The organism is Bordetella flabilis, assembly GCF_001676725.1.
Classification (GTDB): Bacteria; Pseudomonadota; Gammaproteobacteria; order Burkholderiales; family Burkholderiaceae_B; genus Bordetella_C; species Bordetella_C flabilis.
Genome location: NZ_CP016172.1, coordinates 745,794 through 767,024, shown reverse-complemented (window position 1 = coordinate 767,024; position 21,231 = coordinate 745,794). Strand labels below are relative to the sequence as shown.

At 64.4% G+C, this 21,231-nt stretch carries 16 protein-coding genes; 5 read left to right on the top strand and 11 right to left on the bottom strand.

The window, feature by feature from the left end:
• The first annotated feature begins 183 nt into the window (after positions 1 to 183).
• Positions 184 to 675 (top strand): DUF2846 domain-containing protein, encoded by a 492-nt coding sequence (locus tag BAU07_RS03370; RefSeq protein WP_084025238.1) that lies wholly within the window; start codon positions 184 to 186, stop codon positions 673 to 675.
• A gap of 135 nt (positions 676 to 810) precedes the next feature.
• Here the strand turns inward: BAU07_RS03370 and BAU07_RS03365 are convergent, their stop codons facing one another.
• Together BAU07_RS03365 and BAU07_RS03360 are read right to left on the bottom strand one after the other, a co-directional pair.
• A complete protein-coding gene (locus BAU07_RS03365) occupies positions 811 to 1,815 on the bottom strand; it encodes an amidohydrolase family protein (protein ID WP_066654121.1) in 1,005 nt (334 codons plus the stop codon).
• 23 nt (positions 1,816 to 1,838) lie between these two features.
• The gene (locus BAU07_RS03360; RefSeq protein WP_066654119.1) at positions 1,839 to 2,603 is read right to left on the bottom strand and encodes an IclR family transcriptional regulator; all 765 of its coding nucleotides are present in this window, start codon (positions 2,601 to 2,603) and stop codon (positions 1,839 to 1,841) included.
• A 376-nt stretch (positions 2,604 to 2,979) separates the two neighbouring features.
• Between BAU07_RS03360 and BAU07_RS03355 the strand changes: the two genes are divergently transcribed.
• The 4 genes from BAU07_RS03355 to BAU07_RS03340 all read left to right on the top strand — a co-directional run bounded on the left by BAU07_RS03355 (position 2,980) and on the right by BAU07_RS03340 (position 7,672).
• Complete coding sequence (locus tag BAU07_RS03355; protein ID WP_066654117.1) at positions 2,980 to 4,218, top strand: BtrH N-terminal domain-containing protein; 1,239 nt, start codon at positions 2,980 to 2,982, stop codon at positions 4,216 to 4,218.
• Positions 4,219 to 4,317: 99 nt separating this feature from the next.
• Positions 4,318 to 5,295 carry a Bug family tripartite tricarboxylate transporter substrate binding protein gene (locus BAU07_RS03350; RefSeq protein ID WP_084025233.1) on the top strand — a complete coding sequence of 326 codons (978 nt, stop codon included), beginning with the start codon at positions 4,318 to 4,320 and terminating at the stop codon, positions 5,293 to 5,295.
• A gap of 159 nt (positions 5,296 to 5,454) precedes the next feature.
• Positions 5,455 to 6,426: a Bug family tripartite tricarboxylate transporter substrate binding protein gene (locus BAU07_RS03345; RefSeq protein WP_066654115.1), complete on the top strand. Its 972-nt coding sequence runs from the start codon at positions 5,455 to 5,457 to the stop codon at positions 6,424 to 6,426.
• 55 nt (positions 6,427 to 6,481) lie between these two features.
• Positions 6,482 to 7,672, top strand: coding sequence for an alpha/beta hydrolase family protein (locus BAU07_RS03340; protein WP_066654113.1), 1,191 nt, complete (start codon positions 6,482 to 6,484; stop codon positions 7,670 to 7,672).
• 48 nt (positions 7,673 to 7,720) lie between these two features.
• Here BAU07_RS03340 and BAU07_RS03335 read toward each other — a convergent pair whose 3' ends face one another.
• The 9 genes from BAU07_RS03335 to BAU07_RS03295 form a co-directional block, all read right to left on the bottom strand.
• Entirely contained in the window at positions 7,721 to 8,905 is a 1,185-nt protein-coding gene (locus BAU07_RS03335; protein WP_066654111.1) for a pectate lyase family protein, read from the bottom strand.
• 11 nt (positions 8,906 to 8,916) lie between these two features.
• Positions 8,917 to 9,978, bottom strand: a complete 1,062-nt coding sequence (locus BAU07_RS03330; RefSeq protein ID WP_066654108.1) for an SDR family oxidoreductase — start codon at positions 9,976 to 9,978, stop codon at positions 8,917 to 8,919.
• 41 nt (positions 9,979 to 10,019) lie between these two features.
• Entirely contained in the window at positions 10,020 to 11,924 is a 1,905-nt protein-coding gene (locus tag BAU07_RS03325) for a tetratricopeptide repeat protein (protein ID WP_066654106.1), read from the bottom strand.
• Complete coding sequence (locus BAU07_RS03320) at positions 11,917 to 12,948, bottom strand: KpsE/RkpR family capsule polysaccharide export protein (protein ID WP_066664686.1); 1,032 nt, start codon at positions 12,946 to 12,948, stop codon at positions 11,917 to 11,919. Before BAU07_RS03320 ends, BAU07_RS03325 begins: the two co-directional genes overlap by 8 nt.
• A 121-nt stretch (positions 12,949 to 13,069) precedes the next feature.
• On the bottom strand, positions 13,070 to 13,789 hold the full coding sequence (locus BAU07_RS03315) for an ATPase (RefSeq protein WP_066654103.1): 720 nt from the start codon (positions 13,787 to 13,789) through the stop codon (positions 13,070 to 13,072).
• A 9-nt stretch (positions 13,790 to 13,798) separates the two neighbouring features.
• Positions 13,799 to 15,139 (bottom strand): ABC transporter permease, encoded by a 1,341-nt coding sequence (locus tag BAU07_RS03310; protein ID WP_066654101.1) that lies wholly within the window; start codon positions 15,137 to 15,139, stop codon positions 13,799 to 13,801.
• Between the two features lie 8 nt (positions 15,140 to 15,147).
• Positions 15,148 to 16,311, bottom strand: coding sequence for a polysaccharide biosynthesis/export family protein (locus BAU07_RS03305; RefSeq protein ID WP_066664684.1), 1,164 nt, complete (start codon positions 16,309 to 16,311; stop codon positions 15,148 to 15,150).
• 42 nt (positions 16,312 to 16,353) lie between these two features.
• Positions 16,354 to 18,795 (bottom strand): glycosyltransferase, encoded by a 2,442-nt coding sequence (locus tag BAU07_RS03300; RefSeq protein WP_418214865.1) that lies wholly within the window; start codon positions 18,793 to 18,795, stop codon positions 16,354 to 16,356.
• The gene (locus tag BAU07_RS03295) at positions 18,750 to 21,230 is read right to left on the bottom strand and encodes a hypothetical protein (RefSeq protein WP_066654095.1); all 2,481 of its coding nucleotides are present in this window, start codon (positions 21,228 to 21,230) and stop codon (positions 18,750 to 18,752) included. The genes BAU07_RS03300 and BAU07_RS03295 overlap by 46 nt, the downstream gene beginning before the upstream one ends.
• Position 21,231: the final 1 nt, after the last annotated feature.

Here is a 21,231-nt window from a genome sequence, read left to right as displayed (position 1 = left end):
TCCGGCATGCCGCTTCCCGGTCTTCGCCGGCAGTGCCGATGCAGGGCCGGGCAACCGCCGTGTGGCCGGAAATCGGCAGTCCGCCCATATTGACGGAACGCTCCCGGGGTTGGCCGGGGGCGGGAGGTGTTTGCTTGATGTGCTTAAATGTAAGTACATCTTAAAAAGAGGAGCAAGCACGCCATGAACCGTCGAACGGGAATGATCGCCATCCTTGCCATCACGGCGGTTGTGTTGGCCGGGTGCGCCCGGCCCAGCTACGACACCGTCGAGATGAAGTACGGCAATCTGCCCGCTGGCCAGGGGCGCATCTACGTCTACCAGCCCTCCAGTCCGGGCGACCCCGTGACGGGCAATCCTTATGTGCTCGTCAACGGCTGGAAGGCAGGCCGCACGTCCCCGGGCAATTTCTTTTTCGTGGACCGCCCCGCCGGCAAGTACACCGTCACCATCCAGTACAACCCCTCGACCCCGCTCACCTTCGACCTGGCCGCCGGGCAAACACGCTATGTGCGCGTGAACAAAGGCGGCACCAGGCTCACGTTCAACGAGGAAACGAAGGACAAGGCCGAGGCGGAAATGGCGTCGATGAGCTATCACGGCGCTTCCTCGCGGGAACGCCGTGCGCTCAAGCGGGCCTATCCCGGACCTGATATGTCTCCCGCGCCGCAATAAGCGGCGGCCGTGCATCCATCGCCGTGAAGGGTGGCGAGCTGCTGCGCGGCCCGCCCGCGCAGCAGGCGGGCCTGCCCGTCCCATCGGGCAAGGCTATCGCCGGCGAGGTGGCCTGAAGGGCCGTACCATCTCTCTTTACGCCAAGCTGCCCGACCCCTCGCCGAGCAGGCGCAAGGCGGTTCCGCAGCAGACCTCGTGCTGCTCCGCGTGCGAGATATGCGGCACGTGTTCCAGCGTCTCGACCGGCCTGGCGTCGCACATATCGAAGGGCGCATCGGTGCCGATCGCGATATGGTCGGCGCCGACGAGATCGATCAGGTACCGCAGGGCGGCGGGCTCGAAGACGAGACTGTCGAAATAGAAGCGCCGCAGCAGCGCTTTCGGGTCGCTGTGGGTATGCACTCGCGCTTCTTGACGGACCTTGTGGCCGTGGACCAGGCGGCCGATCTGGTAAGGCGCGAACCCGCCCCCGTGGGCCAGCAGTATCTTCAGACCAGGCAGCTCGTCCATGACGCCGCCGAAGATCAGATTGGCCACGCAGGTCGTGGTATCGAGCGGATTGCCGATCAGGTTGGTGAGATAGTAGTTTTCCAGCCCCGCCTTCGAGCCGATGTAGTAAGGATGGGCGAACACGAATACGCCGAGTTCGGACGCGCGCTTCAGGACAACACGAAAACGCGGATCGGCAAGTTGCTCGCCTTCGATGGTGGTGCCGATTTCCACGGCCTTGAAGCCGTACTCCCGCACCACCCGCTCCAGCTCCGCGACCGCCGCGTCCGGGTGTTGCATCGGTAAGGTGGCCATGCCGCGCAAGCGGGCCGGATGGGACGCGACCATGTCGGCCACGCCATCGTTGACCATGGCGGAAATCCTCAGGCCCAGGTCGGCGTCCGCCCAGTAGTAGAACATCGGTGGCGCCGGCGAGATCACCGAAATATCGATGCCCTTGCGGTCCATCGAATCGAGCTTGGCGAGGGGATCGACAAACTCCGGGAACAAGGGGTAGACATAGCCCTGGTCATGGGCCATGAGCGGATGGCCCTCCGCGAGCTTCAGGCGCGCGGCATAGGTCCCGGCGTCGCGCGTGATGGCGTCGACGACCCGTTTTGGAATCACATGGCTGTGCATGTCGATGCGCATGGAGGAGTGGCCTTTTCTTCAAGTCAGGAGGAAAGAGTGGACTCGATGGCGGTGACGCATTCAGAGATGTGCCTGTGAATCGTCAACTGTCGGGTTTCGGTCATGCGGCTGCTGATGGAAGCCGCGAACACGGCCGCGGTAGGTACGCCGCCGCGGCTGCGCACGGCTTTGCCGAGCGCGACGACATCGAGGGCCGCGCTGCCTTCGTCGATGGCATAACCGCGTTCGCGGGTCCGCGCGATGCGTTCGCGCAAGGCGTCTTCCGTCAGCCGGTAACGGCTGAGCTGGCAGGCGATCGCCTCGATGGTGATATCGACATCTGCGTTGTTCAGCGCAGCCAGAATCGCCAGTCCGCCGGCGCCTATGCCCAGCGGATGCCGGTCGCCGACGTTGCGGGTCAGTGTCTGGATTTCGAAGTCGCCGGCGATCCGGTTCAGGCACACGGTCTCGAATCCGCTGCGCACGATCAGGAAGGCCATGTCGCCCGTGGTCCTGGCGAGCCGGCGCAAGGCAGGCTCGGAAGCGGTCTGGATATTGGTCTCGGGCAACGCGGCCAGCCCCAGCTCGTGCAGCAGCGGGCCCAACCGGTAGCCGCGCCGGCTGGGGTCGCGCTCCAGCATGCGTTCGTGCACCAGGCGCTGCAGCAGGCGATGCGCGGTGGATTTGTCGAGCGCGGCCATTTCGGCGATATCGATCAATCGCAGATTGTGCGACTTGCTCGACGCGACCAGCCGTAAGAGCTGGATGGCCCTGCCGACGGTCTGCGAAGTGGATGTCGCGCCAGTCAAGGTTTTCCCCTTCGTGCGATTGTGCACTTCTCAGAACCTGAGAAATCGTTTCTGCCGCGAATCCGATCCGGTGGTTTTATAAGTAAAAGTCGATCGGGACTTCAGGTTCAGCGCGTATCCCGGACGCCCTGTATTCCGGCGCAACCGCAATCGATTCTATCGACAGGCCCGGCGCGGTGGCAATAGCATGGCCGCGGTTCTATCGTTTTCCCCTAAATTTCTTGCTATGCGAGAACGAGGAAAAAAACCTGCTCGGGCCGCTGGGACGCGGTGCTAGGATCAAAAAAAACGGCGACGAGCGGGCAGGCGCGAACGCCGGCCTGCCCCGCATCGACCCACGAGTTGCTTGCCCTACGGATCTTCCTGGAGAAGCAAAATGCCCGAGATCGCTTCCTACTCGTCGAGCTATTTCTCTATGACGTGGCTGGGCCCGAAAGGCTATCCCGATGGCGGGAATTCGGGCCGCTGCTATTTCACCGGCGTCATCGGCATGCTGCGCCATTCCGGCGAAGAGGACGCGCTGTTTGCCGATGGCATCAGCGGCGATGGCTTTTCCTTCCGCTGGAGCCCGGTATACGGCGCGCCCGCCTTCAACGGCGGGGTCGGTCCCTTCCATGAGATGTGGGAATACACGCCGCGCACCCTCGGTTTCCGGAGTCATTGGGAAGAGGATGACGAGGACGGCTTCGAAGGCGCTTTCTCCAAGCTGAGGGCGCTGATCGACCGGGGCATTCCCGTGCAGGTGGGCCTGCACTACAGCCTGCTGTTGCCGTACGGCGCGATGAGTTCGCCGCGCCTGGCCTTCCAGAAGGCCACCATGAAGGACACCGGCTTCGGCCACCATGTCGTCGTCAGCGGCTATGACCTGGAAAAGAAAACCGTCGTCATCTGGGAACCGAATGACCTGGCCGAGCATGCCCGGTTCGAGTGCCCGATCGATGTCTTCAGAGCCGCGTGGGAACAGTCGCAACAACGCACCGGCGACCACTACCAGGCATGGCCTCATCACCGCGCGTGGGAAGGCGAATGGAGCCTGCACGACGGTTATGGCCCTTACCTCATGGTCTGGGTCGAACCCGAACGCGACCCGGACTGGGACATCGCGGCTGCCATCCGGAACAGCTTCCGCCGCAACCTCAAGATCCTCAGCGGGGAATACCCCAAGCCCTACGCCCTGTACGGCAATCAATGGCAGATCCCCCATTGGGAGACCGGCGCACCCGGCATGGCGCGCTTCGCGCAGGCCGTACTGGACGGCAAGGTCAGCGATCCGCTGATGCCGTCGGGCCAACGCGAACCCCTATTCGTCAATGGCAACATCCCGAACCATGGCGTCCTGGGCCGGCGGGGCGCCAGCGGCTATCTGCAGCGGGCGTCCAAGGAACTGGTCAAGCGCGGCCTGGATGGCGCCGCGGTGGCGCGCGCCGGCGAGGCCATGGGCAAGTCCTCGGATCTGTTCCGCACGCTGCGCTACGAAAAGGACCTGCGCAGCGCCGGCCTGCTGGTCAAGGAAATCGCGGGCGTCGAACTGCAGGCGCTCGAGGATATGCGCCAGGGCTGGGAGCATGTCAGGAAGCTCGCGCCCTCCGCGCAGTCCGTGTCCAAGGCCGCATAGGCATAGGATAGCGGCGCCAACGGCGCGGATGCCGTCCCGGACATCCACGATATAAGAACGCGCGGGTGTGCCGGGGCCATCCGCGAGGCTGGAGTTCGCATGAAGAAAAGCCACCTGCTCTTCGGCATGGCCGCGCTCACCGCCGCACTGCCGCTGACCGCGCCCACCTGGGCGGACAACTATCCGAACAGGCCGATCACCATCATCGTGCCCTTTCCGCCGGGCGACGGCACGGACCTCGTAGCGCGCCTCATCGGCGCCGAGATCGGCGCGCAACTGGGCCAGGCCGTCGTGATCGAGAACAAGCCCGGGGCGACCGGACAGCTGGGCCTGGCCATGACGGCCAAGGCGTCCCCCAACGGCTATACGCTGGGCGTGGCGCAGGTGGCCAACATGGCGCTTGCGCCCTCCACCTACAGGAACCTGCCATACCACCCGTTGAAGGACTTCGTCCCGGTGGCAATGTTGTCGACCAATTATCTCGCGGTCGTCACGCGGCCCGACGCGCCGTTCAAGACGGTATCGGAGATGACCCAATGGGCCAAAGCGCATCCGGACACCCTTACCCTGGGTACAACCGGGACCGCGGGCCTGCAGCATTTGTCCTTCGCCCTGCTGGCGAAGGAATCCAATGGCTTTACCTTTACGAATGTGCCCTATAAAGGCAACGGCGCGGTGATGACCGACCTGGTCGGCGGCCGCATCGACGTCGCCTTTCCCTCCTATACGGCCGCCGCGCCGCTCATCGCCAGCGGCCAGATACGACTGCTGGGCATCACGAATCCCGGGCGGGACGCCAGACTCAAGGATCTGCCCACCGTGGGCGAATCAGTGCCGGGATACGGCGCTGTCGGCTGGTACGGCATCGTCGCGCCGGCGGGCACTCCGCCCGCCATCGTCAAGCGCCTCAACGCCGAGATCAATCGGGCCACCAGGCAGCCGCGCATCCAGGACGCCCTGCACGCGATGGGTCTGCAGCCGGTGACCGAATCGCCCGAATATTTCGGCCAGTTGATCGATGCCGAGAGCCAAAAGTTCGCCGCCTTGGTCAAGGACATCGGCTACGAACCGCAGTAACCGGATTGCACGTTCCAGCGCGCCGCGAGGCCATGCATCGAAAAGCGCAGGGGCCATCGCTGCCAACCCGGGGGCGCAACGGCCCACGCGGCGAGGCGGACACAGCCTCGTCCAGGGGCCGAGGCCAGCCCTGGGCCGATTTTGTCACGGAGGTTGCTCATGAGAATCAAGCTCTTCACTGGCGCCGCGGCCATGATCGTCGGACTGGCTACATCATGGTCGGCGGCGGCGGATGACTACCCCAGCCGGCCCATCACGATCATCTGCCCCTACACCTCGGGCGACGGCCCGGACGTCATCGCACGCCTGGTCGGCGCCGAGCTCAGCCAACGTCTCGGCCAACCGGTGATCGTGGAGAACCGCGCCGGCGCCAGCGGGCAGATCGGCATGACGACCACGGCCAAGGCACCGCCCGACGGCTACACGCTGGGCGTCGGGCTGGTCACCAATCTGGCGCTGGCCAAGCATACCTACAAGACCTTGCCCTACGACCCGTTGAAGGACCTGGCGCCCGTCGCGCTGGCTACCGTGAACTACCTCGCGCTGGTGGCGCGGCCGGACGCCCCCTTCAAGAACGTCACGGAAATGATCGCCTGGGCCAAGGCACATCCGGGCAACTTGAAGATAGGCACCACCAGCATGGGAGGCCTGCCGCATATGTCGTTCGAACTGCTGGCCCACATGACCGGCATCAAGTTCATCAATGTGCCCTACAAGGGCAACGCGGCGATCATGGCCGACCTGGCCGGCCAGCGCCTGGATCTGGCTGTGACGTCCTACACCAGTGTCGCCGCCCTGATCGAGTCTGGAAAAATGCGCCTGCTCGGCATCACCTACGGCAAGCGCGATCCGCAGTTGCCCCAGCTCCCCACGATCGGCGAGTCGGTGCCGGGCTACGCATCCGAGGGCTGGTTCGGTTTCGTGGCGCCCGCGGGAACGCCCAAGCCTATCGTGGACAAGCTCAATGCCGAAATAAACCGGGCCTTGAAGCAACCGAAGATGCTGCAGACCCTGAACACCCTCGGGCTCATCCCCGTGACGGAATCTCCCGAATACTTCGGCAGGCTGATGCAAAGCGAAAACCAGAAATTCGCCAAGCTCGTATCGGATATCGGCTACGACCCGCAATAGGAGCGGCCGCGAGAATAACGCAAGACGGCAGCAATTCACTTTGACGGAGAAAACGATGAACGATACCGCTAAGCCACCTCGCTATGAGCCCTTCGGCTGGCACCATTGGCCCGAAGATTTCTGGATGTCCTACCAGTTCCGCCGCGGCCTGGGCGAAACCCAGGAAGGCGGCGGCGCGGTCAGCGAAGTCTTCCAGGCGGGCAGCAAGATCATCGCCAACGATTTCGACAGCTGGCATCGCGAATGGATGCATATCGGCGAACGCAACGATCTCCGCGGCGACGAGGAATTCGGGCGCAAGCACATACGTACCGCCATGAACTGCTGGCTGCGCGCCGCGAATTATTTCCGCGAAGCCGAATTCTGGCTGGCGGCGGACGATCCGCGGCGGCTGCCCACCTTCGACCGCTGCGAAGAGGCTTCGCACAAGTTCCTGCGGCAACTCACGCCGAAGGCCGAAATCGTCGACATTCCCTATGAGCCGGGCAAGCCACTGCCCGCCTATTTCATCCGATCGGCCAACGGGGGCGATCGCCAGCCCGTGCTGATCTCGGTCGGCGGCCTCGATTCGTTCAAGGACGAGCTCTGGTTCATGACCGGGCGCGGTGCCCTGCAGCGCGGGATGTCGGTGCTGCTGGTCGATGGGCCCGGCCAGGGCGGTGCGCTGCGCCGGCACGGACTGGTAACCCGCCACGACTACGAAGTGCCGATCGGCAAGTGCATCGACTGGCTGACGCAGCGCAAGGACGTCGACCCTGCCCGCATCGCGGTGAGCGGCTCCAGCCTTGGGGGCTACTATGCTGCGCGTGCCGGCTCAATGGAGCCCAGGCTCGCGGCCTGCATCTCGCATGGCGCGATATGGGACATTCACGAGCGCTGGAAAACCCGCGACGACAATCATGGCCTGGCCGGCCATATCAAATGGGTGTTCGGCGCCAAGAGCATGGCTGAGGCCACCGAGATCGCCAAGCCGTTCAAACTGGAGGGCGTTCTCGACAAAATGAAATGCCCGTACCTGATCATCCATGGCGGTCACGACGTGCTGGGCGTGGAAGCCGTGAAGAAGGTGCATGACTATGCCGTCGAGCACGGCGTCAACGCCACGCTACGGCTGACCAGCGAGGAAGAGACCGGGGCCGAGCACTGCCAGCACGACAACCCCACACTGGGACAGGAGCTGATGCTGGATTGGCTGGCGGACGTGTTCGAACTCGACCAGACGTCCCTCGCCCACTATCCCGGCTGAGCGCCGGCGTGCCGGCATCCGCGCACGCCTTCCGACCACCCATCCGGATCAGGGGCACGCCGATCCGCTCCGCGCGATAACGGCAGGGACAACTTCCTGTGTATTGCCAGCCAGCCTGCGGATCTTATCGGCGAGTTCCGGCGTCGGCCGCTCATACCCGTAGCAGTACGGCGGATTCGGCACCGACTCCGGGCGGTAGTCCTCCAGGACTGCTTTCGCGTCGCCCAGGTAAAGATTGTCCTTCACGCGCAAGAATGCCTTGAAGTCGTGCTGGTAGCCATACTGGCCCTTTGATTTCTCGTAATTCCGCCGGTCGGACTCGCCGTTGGCCAGCGCGCTTCTCCCGGGGGCCTCCGGTATATAGCGGCAGTAGTTCACGTTGATACCTTCAACGGTCGGGAAGAATTTCGGTTCGGTGCAGTTGCGCCGCGATGCGTTGCTGAACATGTTTCCCTCGACCAATGCCCGGGCGGCGAGGCTGAAGCTCATGCCGTAGAAGTCCCAGTTTTCCACCAGGTTGTTGAACAGGTGGAAAGTGCCGAATTGGGCTCTCGGATTGCGCTGTACGGTGTTCAGGAAGTAATTGTGGTGCAGCGTCACCCGGGCGATCGAATCCCGTTCGTAGTTCTTGAAGAGATTCGACGAAGTAATGTTGTTGAGCAGCATGACCTTGTTGGAGTCATGAAACTTGTTCCATGAAACCGTGACATCTGTCGAGCCGTTCTTCACGTTCAGCAGTCGATCCGAGAATCGCGAGAGATCCAGGTGGTCTACCCACACATCCTGGCTGCCATTGGCCACATTCACGGCCTGCGTGAGCCTGCTCAATCGGCCGTCTATCGTGAGATGGGTAACGATGACATTCCTGCTGCGGTAGATTCCGAGCCCATCGTCGATCAAGGTGACATGCCGCCCGCGTCCATCGATCGTAATGTTCGACGGCACGCGGAGCTGGGAGTCCAGCACGATGGTCATGTCGGAAGCAAAGCGGATCCACGTGGGCCCCTTCGCGTGCTTCAGCGCGGCGCGCAGTGTTCCCGGCCCCGCGTCCTTGTCGGACGTCACCTCGACGAACCGCCCGCCCAGGCCGCCTGTGGCCTTCGCCCCGTAGCCTTGCCGTTGCTGTAGAAGCGACGAGACGGCCGGACAATGCTCGTCCGGGATGTCGCACGACTGGCTGGCGGCCGCCGCGCCGCCATACAACAACGCCAAAGCAAGCAGCAAGCGCATCATATCGGCTCCTTTCAGGCGGCCGCCCGGGCGGTCAGAAAAGCGATGTACCACGGCAACGCCTCCGTCATCCCACGCCGCAGATCGACGAGCGGCGCGTAGCCGATCCCTGCCTGCGCCTTCGATACGTCGGCCTGCGAATGGCGCACATCGCCTTCGCGGAACGGCCGGTACTCCGGCGCGCGCGCGTACTCGAAGCCATGCGGCGCCAAACCGTCGCGGATGATGCCGAACAGATCGTTGAGCGTCGTGCGGCCGCCGACGGCAACGTTATATACCTCGCAGGCGCCCGCGGCCTGACGCAATGCGGCGCGCAGGTTCGCCTGCACCACATTTCCCACGAAGCAGAAATCCCGGCTGGTTTCCCCATCGCCGTTGATCTGGACCGCTTCCCCCTCGATCATGGAAGAGATCCATTTCGGGATCACGGCCGCATACGCCCCGTTCGGATCCTGGCGCGGACCGAATACATTGAAGTAGCGCAGCCCCGTGGAGGCGAATCCATACGTGCGCCGGAAGACGTCGGCATAGATCTCATCCATGAGCTTGGTGGCCGCATACGGCGACAAGGGCTTGCCGATCCGGTCTTCGCGTTTGGGCAGATTGGGTTCGTCGCCATAGGTGGAACTGGATGCGGCATAGACAAAACCGCGGATCGGCGCCCGCCGAGCCGCATCCAGGATATTCAGGAAGCCCGACACATTTACCTGGTGCGAGGTCAACGGATCCTTCACGGAACGCGGAACCGAACCCAGCGCGGCCTGGTGAAGCACGTAATCGACGCCGGCGACGGCCCGTTCGCACGCAGGCATGTCGCGGATGTCCGCTTCGTGCAGCGTAAACCGCGACCAGCGGTCTTCGCCGACGTTCTTGCGGATCTCGTCCAGGTTCCGCCGATGTCCGGTGGAAAAATTGTCCAGGCCGTGCACATCCTGGCCCAGGAGCAGCAGCGTTTCCACGAGATTGGAGCCGATGAAGCCTGCCGCTCCGGTCACCAGCCAGCGGCGGCGCTGCGCCAGCAGTTCATCGCGAAGGTCGCGTTGAGTTTCATCGAGCAGCCACGGCGAGATGGTCATATCTTTTTCAAGTCCGGTTGGTTTCATCAAGTCTTCGCTCCCTATTGCTGCACGCTGCGGTCCGGGGACTTCACGTGCCGCCAGATGCCCCCGCTCAAGCGCAGGTTCTCCGGCGGGCCGGCCAGGTGCTCCCGCAGCTTTTCGAAATACGCCTGCTGCCATCGATGCGCATACGCAGCAGCGTCCTCGCCGGGCGTGACCCTGGGCAGCATTTCGAGCGTGAACGTGACAAGGCCGTTCTCCCAGCGGGGGGTATAGAAAACCGAGGGCAGGTCGAGGCGATGCGCCATGTGGGCGGCGAAACCCGAGTACGTCACTTCCTGCCCCTCGAAGGTCGTGCGCGGCGCCGCCGGGTTGGCTGCGCCGTCGACGGCCAGGCATAGCACATAGCCGGAACCGAGCGCGCGCATGCACGCCTTGGCGACCTGCGCTTCGGTCTGGTCGGCGGTGGAGATCAAGGCCTCGGCGTAGCTGGTCCGGGCTATGCTGGGCGCGGTCGCGAGCCAGCGCGACGGAATGCCCACCAGTTCCAATGCCATCAGCCCCGCATACATGGGACCGACGTGCGCAGTCGCGACCACGACACCCCGGCCCGACGCCAGCAAGGGCGCGAAGAAGCGCTCTGCGCTATCGAGCTCTCCGAGCAGCGTCATTGCCTCTTCGACGCGATCCTCGCGGCATTCGAGCCAGTCGAACAGAAGATGGTCCACCAGGTGGCCCCAGCGCGCCGCCCGCTCCCATTGCGCGCGATCGACATCGGTATTGCCTCGCATCGACCACGCCCAATCGAAGCGCGCCTGCGGTATCGAAGCTGTATCGAGCCGCTTGTCCAGCTGCGCCAGGGCTTCCTGGAAAGTGTCCGGAAGCTGCTGGCTGCGTTTCGACAGATACTGCTCGAACAGTGCTTCGGCTTCCTGCTTACGGCCTGCCTGGGATAGCGCGCCGATGGCGGCACGCTGCCAGAGCAGTTTTTCCGGGGATTTCTCCAGGACCTTCACAAGCTGCTCGGCGGCATCGGCATACTGGGCCGAATAGCGCAGGGCGCGCGCATAGAGCACCCGGGTCTGTTCCAATTCCGGCGCCAGGTCGATCGCCTGCTTCAACGGCGCCAAGGCGTCCTTGTAGCGTCCGGCCCGCAGCAGCGTTTCGCCGTAAAGCGACAGCACTCTCACATCCGATGGCGATGCTCTCAAGGCGGTCTCGAAATGCGCCACCGCGTGCACCTTGCGGTCTTCCTCGGTGCCGCGCCGCAGGTGCGCCTGCCCGAGTTGGGTACGCAGCGCGGCGCAATCGTGGCCTGCCTTCAGCGCCGCGTCGCCAAGGCTGATCGCCGCTTCCGTCCTGCCATCCTCGAACAGGGCGCGCACGGCCATTGCCGCCACGCGTTCATTCGGCAGCCTCTGTGGATCCAGCGCCGCTGCCGTGTGCGCCGCTTCGGCGGTATCCCCGTCGCGCATGAATGCCATCATCCAGAAATAGGCCTCGCCCGGCTCGCTGGCCGCCATGCCGGCGGTCGCCCGCGCAACCGCCGCGGCCTCCGCCACCTGTCCGGCCTGCAGGCGAAGCTGGATCCGGGCGGCATGCAGCGTCGCGGAATCGGGCTCGATGCCGGCAGCGGCGTCCGCTTCGGCGATCGCCCGCCCCCACTGCTCCGATCGCCCCAACAGGCTGGCGAGAAAGCGGCGCTCCTCGGCTCGCGACGGATAGGCGGCCACGAGAACCTCCATCGCGGCGATCGCGGGCGCCAACGCGCCCTCTCGCACGAAGGGGGAAACCAGCAATCGCCTGACGTCGCGCCCGCCATCCGCGGCCTGCACCAGCTCGGGGGCAAGCCGGGCCATATCCAGAGCGGGATCCGTCGCCGACCGGATCTTCTGGATGACATCAAGCAGCCGGGCGGTGGCGTCGGGGGACGCGGGACGACTCGCAACAATCGTTTCAACCATGGCGCAACCCCCTCAGCAAGGCCATCCCTATGCGAGTGATGAACATCAGTACAAAGCCCACGGCGAGGGCTTGCAGCAGCAGGTTCATCCAGCGCGGGCTGCTGGGCTGGTCGGTTGGAACCGGCTGCGCGATGATGGACAAGTACCGCTGCAATCGCAGGGCATCCACCATCGCCTGCTGATACGACTGCTGCGCCAGGGTAAGGTTCGAATCGGCGAACGCCTGGGCGTTTCGCAGCGCCTCGTACGATTTAAGCTGCTTGGCTTCCGTATTGCCCTCGCCGCTCAGGCGGCGACGCACGGCCACTATCCTCTTTTGCAGGGCCGCGACCTGCATCTGGGCGGGCTTCAGCATGGGATGGTCCTTATTGCCCAGCGCGCGCAGCTTGTCGAGATTGATCTGGGCGTTGCTCAGTTCGCCCTCGAGCTGGCTGGACAGGTTCAGCAGCATCGCCACGGACGCCGTGGGGTCGATATTGCCGTGAGCCGTCCGCCACGCCGTCAGGGCATCCCTGGCCTCGAGCGCCTTGCGCTCCGCCCGTCTCACCGCTTCCTCGCTCACCTTCAGCTTGTCCGCGACACCCTTCTCGTTCATCCGGCTGACAAAGTCCTCCGCCAGGCCGATCAGGGCCTTCGACAGGATCGCCGCGTCTTCCGGCGAGAACGCGCTCACGCGCAGCACATCGATCTGCTCCAGCACATTGAAGGAGACTTCAACCGAGGCCTGGTACGCGCGATAGAGATCATCCTCGCTCGCGTCCGGCGGAAGGCGGTTGGCGAAGTCCGGCCCGGTATGGACCAGGTAGCGGCGCAATCCCACTTTCTCGTCAAGTTGGCGCATGCAGTCGCGCGATTTGAGAAAGTCGCTGACCGCCCATCCGTCCACGAAACCGCCAAGCATGGCCGGCATGTTCCCCGTGGATAGCAGATTGCCCGCCCCTGCTCCCGCGGATTGCTGGCCGGAACCCGATTGCACGAAAAACCGGGACTCCGCTTCGTAGCGCGGCGTCGCGATGGAGAACAGATAGGCCAGGACGAGCGCTACCGGCGCGACGACGATGCCCGCGTTGATCCAACGCTGGCGCCGGCGCTCGCGCAGCGCCGCGTGACGCTCGCGCTGGCGGCGCTCGATCTCGGATTCGCCCTCAGAGCCCGAGCTGGCTTTCCCCGAAGTCGCTTGCGAAAGTGTCCTCTCCTGCGCTGCCGGATTCGCTCCTGGATCGTCGGGGCGGGTACTTGAGGATGCACCGGTCGAGGTCATCTTCGATTCTGAGACTGCTTCGTTCATAAACCAGGCCTTTGAAGCAATAGTCCGCCAGCTGGTTCTGGCGATAACTGGAAAAAACAAGCGTCCGGCCAACCAGCCGTTCTTCGAACAGCGCCAGCCAGAGACGGGTGAAGCGGCAGGGCTCGAAGGGCATGGCCGCTTCGATGACGTAGACATCGAAGGCAGGCGCCAGCGCGAGCGCGAAGGAGAACTCCTGCCGTACGTACAGCGGCCAATGTTCCATGGGCGTGGCCAGCGTTGCGGGCTCGCTGATGAGGTCCGCGACAAAGTCGACCGTGGCATCCGCGTCGAGCTCGTACATCTCGCAAACGAACTCGATCATGCGCAGTCCGTTTGCCTTGCCGCGGATGAAGCCTTGCCGTCCTATCGCCCAGGAAACTCTTCCACCGTGGCTGACGAAGCCCTCGCGCGGGGGACGCAGGCGGCACAACACATCGATAATCTGGCGATGCAGTTCCGGCGAGGGCGAGAGCAACGCATAGCGCCCGACGGGAATGTCCAGATCGACATTGGCAAGCAGCGGCTGCCTGTTTCCGAAGGCATAAGGCTCATCCGTTACACCGTTGAGATGGATCATTGCTGCCCCTCACATAGGCTGGATATGGCTGCGCGCCAGGCGCTCGCCGGCCAGGGCGACAACGCCTAGAAAAACCAGCGAAGTCAGGAAATAGCCCAAGCTTGCATCCTGCGACGTGTAGTTGGCGAAATAGGCCGATCGCAGAAGCTGCATGCCGTGCGCGAATGGCGACCAGAGGAGCCAGGGACGCAGTTGCTCCGGCAGTTGCTCCGAGACAAAGAACACGCTGGAGAAAATCTGCAGGAACCGTTCGATCACCGGCGCGAGCCTGAGGAAGAAATGCCAGGCGGTTGCAATCGCGCCGAACAGCACGCCGAGCGCCGCGCCGCCGGCCCCCATCAACACGACATACAACAGGAAACCGGCCCAGCTGACGGGCAGCGTGATCAGGTCCAGCGCACTGCCCGCCCCGATCAACACGCCGAACACCACCAGATACACCGACACATAGATAAGCGCCTGCACCAGCGCGCACATCAGCGGCGTGACCCCTTCGAAATTCAGCAAACCCCTGGCCGACACATAGCCCGTGCTGCTGCGGAAAACAATCTGCCTGAACATGATCCAGGTGGTCGCGCCCAACAGAGAGAACGTCCGCACATCCATCCCAAGGATGTAATGGGTGCCCATCAGGAAATACAGCGACGAGATCAGCGTCAGCAACACCACCGGGCCGACCAGCGCCCAGAGCAGGGCTACCCGGCTTTCCCCCTGCATCACGTGCAACTGATAGACGAACAGCGGCAGCAGGGTGCGCAGGCGCAGTCCGGCCTCGTCTGCGGCCCGCGGCCGCTGCCCCAGGTGCAATGCATGCAAGCGTTCGCGCAGGATCGCGAGGTCCTGGGCCTCGTCTTCAGGAAGCTCGCGTTGCAGCGCGATGTCGTTGCGGGACGCATGCCGGCGGGCGTCCCGCTCGTCGTCCAGTTTTCGCCGCTGAACGCGCCGTTGATGCGCCACGCCCAGTCGCGCGTCTTCCGCCTCCAGGGCGGACGGCACGTAGCCAGGCTGGAACACATCGACACCCGCGCGCAGATCCTGTTCGAGCAGGCGAACCATGATACGCAGGCGCCGACGGGCAAAATCCGCGAACGTATCCTCGACGCCCGTGCGCTGGCCCTCTTGCTCCAGCTCCGCCTGTACGGCCTCGTATACCGCCCGGCGAGCGGCCACGGTATCGTGCCGCTCACCTTGCAGTCGCGCCACCAACCGCTTGACCATGACCGCCGGCGACGACATGGCGTCGAACAGCGTGGCGAGATCCAGGCGCCACGCGGCAACGCCGGCACCTACGGCGTAGTTCCGATCCTGCCGGCGCGCCCGCCAGCCCTTGATACGTTCCTCATTGCTCATCGACGGGGCTACTGGGTTACACCGGAGCTGGAGCTGGAGCCGCCCGAATCGCTGTCGATAGCGCGCGTGGCGCTGAAGCCGGCGCTCATGGTCACCCGGAATGCCGACAGTACCTTCTGCACCTGGGTAAAGGGAGCGTCGGATATATAGATGGCCTGGCCTTCGCGTACCGTGAACTGGCCGGCCAGGGCGACTTGCTCCGGACGAGTGAGATCGAACTGGTAAACGATCGGCAGAGTGTCCGGCGCCCCCTGGGTGCCCGGCTTGGCGGGCGTGAACAGGAACACGGACCGCGGATCGGCCGTCTTGTCGTCGAGCCCCTTGGAATCCCCCAGGGCATCCAGCACGCTGTAGTTGCGCTTGCTGATGGCGACACGCCCCTGGGTGCCGGCCGCACCGAGCACGGTCAGGTACTCGCGGGCATCATGGGCGGTAATGACATCGCCTGCGCGCAGCAGGATATCGTTCGCCTGGTTGCGGTAGATATCCGACAGCCGCACTGAAGCAATCTCATTGGCACGGCGCAGCGTAATCACGAGCTGCTCGGGATTCGTCTGCACAGGCGCCGCAAGCGCCAGCGCGCTGCTCAGGCGCTGGGTGGTCTGCGTAATGGGATACATGCCCGGCTTGGCCAGGTTGCCCTGGACCGTAACCATCTGGCCGCGCGAGTCGGCCGCGCGGGTCACGCTGACGTCGGAACCGACGATGAGCTTGCTGAGGCGGGCGACGACGGCGTCATGCAACTGCGCCAGCGTCAGTCCCGCGGCGCGGAACTTCCCGAGAATGGGGAAATAGAGGTTTCCCGTCCGGTCTATCTCCTGGTTTCCCAGATCGCTTACCCCCGCGGCATTGGCCGCGAACACGCCCAGCCCATCGCGCTCCCAGACGGTGATGTTTATGCCGTCTCCAGGGACCAGTACGTCGAACTCGGCCTGGCTGGCATTCCGATACCGCGCGGGAAAGTCCATGACTTCCGGCACGTTGCTCGCCCGCGCGAGCTCCCGGGAGACCGGCATGACGATGACGTCCTTGTCATCGTGGGCCGACATCATCTCGCTCAACATCGGCCCGGAACGCGGCAACTGGCATCCCGTAAGGGAGAACGCGGCAAGCAGCACCATGACGAGCGCCGCCTTGCCCCGCGGGGCGGCGCTCGGGCCATTCCATTGCATCGAAGCCATAAATTTCGGAACCACGGGGATATTGCGCAGCAATCAGGCCTCCATCAGACGCATCGACCCGACGCCGAGGGCCTCGTCGTTTCTCGACGTGCCCATGACTGTCACGCATAAACTCAGGAATTTGCTCAACATCGCATTGAGCGAAAACAGATCCCGGGCCCGCTGGCGGCTGTGCTGTTTCAACACATCGTTGCCGCGCACCAGGTCGACCATGGATTCGATTTTGTCGCACGCCTCGGTCAGGTCGGGATGTTCGACATCGCCCAGCAGATGCCCTGTCACGTTCTCGACAAAGCACTCGCCCGCCCCGCCGGCCGGTGTCGAAACCACCGGGACGCCCAGGAGCTGCGCCTCGATGAGCACGTTCGGCAAGCCTTCATACCGGGAAAGCAGGACTTTGACGTCCATCTGCGAATACCAGTACCCGACGTGATTCGACAGGCCGACGAACAGCAGCCGGTCTTTCACGCTGAGCTCCTCGGCCAGCGCCACCATGTTGTCGAGCAGGCGCCCGTCACCCACGATGAAGAAGCGCGCCTGCGGCCGCCGCTTCAGATATTGCGCGGCGAGCTTGATCCAGAGTTGCGGCCGCTTGTCCGGTTCCAGGCGGAACACGCCGCCTATCGTCTCCGTGGCATCCGCCGTATATGCCTGGAAGGCGCTCCACTTTTTCTCGTCCTCGGGCGACGCACCTGTGGCCAGTTCGGGCACGCCGTTATAGAGAATGTGGAAACGCACAATCGGAATGCCGAGCCACTTCGCATACTCCTGCGCGGCCGTGCGGCTATTACTGACGAAGTGCACCCCCGGGACCTGGGCCAGTGCCTGGTACAGCACCGGATACTCCTCGCGGAAGCGATCCTTGCGGATGTTCGGCGGCAGTCCGCGAAATACCAGATGGATGGTCGGGACGCCGGCAAGCAGCGCGGCCAGGGCCCCGAACAGGCACGTTCCGTCCTGCCACAAGCTCACGACGTCGAAGCGGTTCTCGCGCAACAGCGGTGCAAGGCGCGTGACGCCGTAGTGCACCGGGGGCGGCAACTGCTCCAGCAAGCGGGTCAGGACGGGATCCGCGACCGATTGATGGGACGTCGAAATCGCGGGCAGCCCATTGATCTCCGTGACAGGGATCTGCGCATCGGCCAGCACGGGCAGGAAAAAATCCAGCCCTTGTTTTTTCCCGGAGCCGGAAGGCTCGGTGTGCTGTTTCACCAGCACTTCGACCTTTTCCGGCTTCACGCGCATGAAGGCCGGCGGACGCTCGGCGGAAGCCGCCATGCGATGGAGTTCGCCAGCGAGCCGCGTCAGTTGCCGTTCGGCGCCGCCGGGGCCAAGGCTGCCTGTGACCAGCGCGATCGAAACCGCGTTTTCGGACGGCTGCTCCGCGATTACGCGATTCCTGAAGTGCAGGATCGCGTGCTTCATCGAAATGATCCTGATGTCCTTTCCCGCGAGTTCCTCCTCGGACTCGAAACCGCGGTAGAACTCATAGTCGCTCGTCAAGGTGCTGGCGAGTTCCGCGGCCTTGCTGCCCGGCGCGAGCAGGTGCATCACGGGCTTTATCGTATCGAACGCGTCCGCCAGCAACCCACGCTTGCGCAGGCGCTTGGCGAATTCGATACGTACATTGCGGTCGTCATGGCGCGCGATCAGGCGACGAAACAGCGCATCGGACTGCTCATACGCGCGGACATCGCTGAGCAGCTTGGCCCTGGCGAGCAACATGTCCGGATTGTCGGGCGACTCCGGAAGATAGCGCTCGATCAGGGCCAGCGCGTCATCGACATGCCTCTCCTTGACGAGACGGGTCGCGCAATAGCGGACGACCTGCAGATCATCGGGACACTCGTTCAAAAGCGCCGACCACTGCTCGAACATGCCCTCGTTGAAACCCGCCGACTCCTTGAGCCGAAGCAGGAGAAAGCGGACTTTGGGGTCCGCCATGTGATCGCGGGCCAGCGCCTCCGCGCGCGGCAGATTCGCCTGCGCAAGCTGGACCCTGCCCGACGACGCCACGATCTGCTCCAGTTGGACGCGAACCTCCTGGAGACCGGAAGTATCGTCCTCCAGCTCGGTAACAGGTTGGTGGTGCACTGGCCTGCCCTCCTGAAGCGGCGCGCCACCTTCGCGCGGACCGGCAGCGCGGCCTCCCCGCGGACGGGCGTTTCGTTCTCCAGGCGGCCGAGCGCGAGTGTCGTCGGTGGCCTTCTGTCGCTTCGCGTCGCCACCCTGGGAAAGGGCGGTACGCTCTCCAGGCGGCCGAGCGCGCGTATCGCTGGTGGCCTTCTGTCGCTTCGCGTCGCCACCCTGGGAAAGGGCAGTACGCTCTCCGGGCGGCCGGGCGCGAGCGTCGTCGGTGCCCTCCTGTCGCTTCGCGACGCCTCCCCGGGGGAGGGCAGCGCGCCCTCCGGACGGCCGAGCGCGCCCGCTCATGCCGCCTTCCTGCGGTTGGCTTTTTCGATCCAGACCAGGCATCTCTGGATGTAGTGGTCGAACTGCTCCGGCTTGTCCGAGCGTTGCTTCAACAGTTCCCAGTACGGCAAGGCCTGTTCGAATCGGTGCAGACGCATCGCCCCGACGGCTGCCGCCCGCAGTCCAATAGGATCGTCGGGAACGAGTTTCAGGATCCGCTCGCCGAGGGCAAGGCGTTCGCTCGCGCTGGACGGATCCAGCGCTCGTGCTTCTGCGTACAGCACCGCGAGGATGCGCCGCTTCTCCTGGGCGACTTCCGGCATGTCGGGCCAGGACTGCGCGATGCGCTCCAGCAGCGTCCAGGCGGCCTGGTGCTCGCCGGACGACAGCATCTCCCGGGCGGCGCGAATCGAACGGGGGCCGAGCCTGCCCAGCTGACGCTCCGCCTCCTCTTTCGCGTTCTGGTCGGCCGATGGGTGGGCAAGGACGGCGGTGTAGGCGTCGATTGCTTCGCCGAACCAGCCGCCATTGAACGCCACCCGTGCAAAGAACAGCTGCGTGCTGAACGGAGCCGAAGCGTCAGCCGCCGCCCGTTCGAGATGACGCATGGCGGTTCGCTTGTCCCCAAGCGCATCCGCGGCCCGGCCGCGCATTGCGTCAAGTTCGGGGAAATCGACCTGCGCATCGAGCGCGATATCCGTGAGCTCGATCACCTCTTGATGATTGCCCGCGAGGAGCGCGGCCCGCACACGCAAACGCATGGCTCGCTCGAACGCGCGCTGCGCCCGCACGCCCGCCATCGCGCCGGGATCGAGCAGACGATGCGCGCAGATTCTTTCCGCGGCGTCGCGCAAGCGCCCTTCTTCCAGCGCGCGCGCGCCTTCTTCCGCCCATGCCGACGACTGCGCCAGCAGCCAGCCACGGATATCCTCTCGCTCGCTCCTGGCCAACCCGCACGATACAGCCAGCGCGCTGGCGGCCACGATGCAGCCTCGCCACGAGGCCTCCTTGACCAGCTCCAGCGCGTCGTGGTCCGCAAGGGCAGGCGATTCGGTTGCCATAACGCGCAGCGCCGCACGATCACCTGCCATCAGCCGGTCGCGCCACAGCACGGCGAAACCTCGCCCGTACGTGGGGAGCGCTGCGCGAACCTCGTGCACCCAGCGAATGGCGGCCTCCGTGTCTCCACCGGCCTGCAACATCGAAAGCACCGTATCTGCCGCCTCCAGCGCCACGGCTTCGTCAGCGCTGGAAATCCGGAACAACTGCCTCCAGTTGCCCAGCGCCTCGTCCGCCTTGCCGAGCTGACTGGCGGACGCCGCCGCGACCCGCACGATCTCGGGGGTTTCTATCTCATCGCCAAGCAGGCCTGCCGCGAGCGAGTACGCCACATCATGGTGCCCAAGCTCGAAATGGCTGCGCATCAATATCTGCTCGGCCTTGCTGCCGGAGGCTACCGTGCCATCGGCGTCTTGCAGCAGGGCAATCGCGCCTTCATGGTCGCCCAGCTCTCCCTGCATCCGCGCCAGCAGCGTCACATGGTCGGGCAGACCGGGATACCGGCGCAGCACGTCGCGCACGCGCCGCGAGGCTTCGCGCAGTTCGCCCGACTCCCAATCCCTTTCGATGCGCTCGGCGGCTTCGTCCGCGGACAGTCTCGCCACCACGGCAGGAGCCGTGGACTCGCCCATCCGGGGACGCATATAGTTCTTGTACCAATCGGCGCACAGGCGATCGGCGAAGAGCTCCGTGTAATGGGTAAGGTCCAGCCCCCCATTCTCCATCGCATCCGCCTGGCCTATCTTGTTCATCAGCGGCGTCGGGTCGTAGCAAGGCACGCCAATGTGCTCGGCGCCAGCCGCCACGGCGGATATCAGTTGCTGCCGCTGCTCGATCGGCACATTGTCCGGCGTCAAGGCGTTGACATGCGTGACGAATACCACCTTGTCCTTGCCCAGCAGACCGACGAGTTCGCGCATTTCGCCCTCGATCTCGTCATCCGCGAGATCCCGCTTGACGATGCGGGCGAGCAGTTCCCGGTCGTCCGCCGGAAGGCTCTTGAATACCGGGTCCCGCTGCAGCGATTCGCGCCGTTCCGCCAGGCGGTCGGTCGCGGCCAGGGACCAGAACATCCGGCTGCGACCGCGATCGGCGAAAAACTCGCTGAAGTAGCGCACCAGATAGTTGGACTGGATGGGATAACCGTCGATCGTCAGGAGCTTGCGCGATGACAGTTCGACCATGTACAGATCGGCTGGCTTATGCGTCCCACGACGGGCCTGGTCGCCATTCGACGGCCGGAAAACCAGGCGCTGTATGTCGGCAGGAATCTCCTGCTCGCCGTACATGAATCGCGCCTGCTGAAGCGCCTCCGCGCTCGTATGCACGAACCCGTAGTTGCGCCCTAGCTGCAGCTTGAGCGGGTAGCGTCCCACCGCGTCGCGCAGCGGCGTATGGATACGGCAGGTCCCGATCGGAGCGATCGTAAAAGTAGCCATT

What these genes read in the sequence shown, in the direction of transcription:
- BAU07_RS03300 (WP_418214865.1), bottom strand. Translation starts at nt 18,795, where the DNA reads ATGCCTGGTCTGGATCGAAAAAGCCAACCGCAGGAAGGCGGCATGAGC.
- BAU07_RS03315 (WP_066654103.1), bottom strand. Translation starts at nt 13,789, where the DNA reads ATGATCCATCTCAACGGTGTAACGGATGAGCCTTATGCCTTCGGAAAC.
- BAU07_RS03330 (WP_066654108.1), bottom strand. Translation starts at nt 9,978, where the DNA reads ATGACCATCTCGCCGTGGCTGCTCGATGAAACTCAACGCGACCTTCGC.
- BAU07_RS03305 (WP_066664684.1), bottom strand. Translation starts at nt 16,311, where the DNA reads ATGCAATGGAATGGCCCGAGCGCCGCCCCGCGGGGCAAGGCGGCGCTC.
- BAU07_RS03325 (WP_066654106.1), bottom strand. Translation starts at nt 11,924, where the DNA reads ATGGTTGAAACGATTGTTGCGAGTCGTCCCGCGTCCCCCGACGCCACC.
- BAU07_RS03340 (WP_066654113.1), top strand. Translation starts at nt 6,482, where the DNA reads ATGAACGATACCGCTAAGCCACCTCGCTATGAGCCCTTCGGCTGGCAC.
- BAU07_RS03310 (WP_066654101.1), bottom strand. Translation starts at nt 15,139, where the DNA reads ATGAGCAATGAGGAACGTATCAAGGGCTGGCGGGCGCGCCGGCAGGAT.
- BAU07_RS03295 (WP_066654095.1), bottom strand. Translation starts at nt 21,230, where the DNA reads ATGGCTACTTTTACGATCGCTCCGATCGGGACCTGCCGTATCCATACG.
- BAU07_RS03335 (WP_066654111.1), bottom strand. Translation starts at nt 8,905, where the DNA reads ATGATGCGCTTGCTGCTTGCTTTGGCGTTGTTGTATGGCGGCGCGGCG.
- BAU07_RS03355 (WP_066654117.1), top strand. Translation starts at nt 2,980, where the DNA reads ATGCCCGAGATCGCTTCCTACTCGTCGAGCTATTTCTCTATGACGTGG.
- BAU07_RS03345 (WP_066654115.1), top strand. Translation starts at nt 5,455, where the DNA reads ATGAGAATCAAGCTCTTCACTGGCGCCGCGGCCATGATCGTCGGACTG.
- BAU07_RS03365 (WP_066654121.1), bottom strand. Translation starts at nt 1,815, where the DNA reads ATGCGCATCGACATGCACAGCCATGTGATTCCAAAACGGGTCGTCGAC.
- BAU07_RS03350 (WP_084025233.1), top strand. Translation starts at nt 4,318, where the DNA reads ATGAAGAAAAGCCACCTGCTCTTCGGCATGGCCGCGCTCACCGCCGCA.
- BAU07_RS03370 (WP_084025238.1), top strand. Translation starts at nt 184, where the DNA reads ATGAACCGTCGAACGGGAATGATCGCCATCCTTGCCATCACGGCGGTT.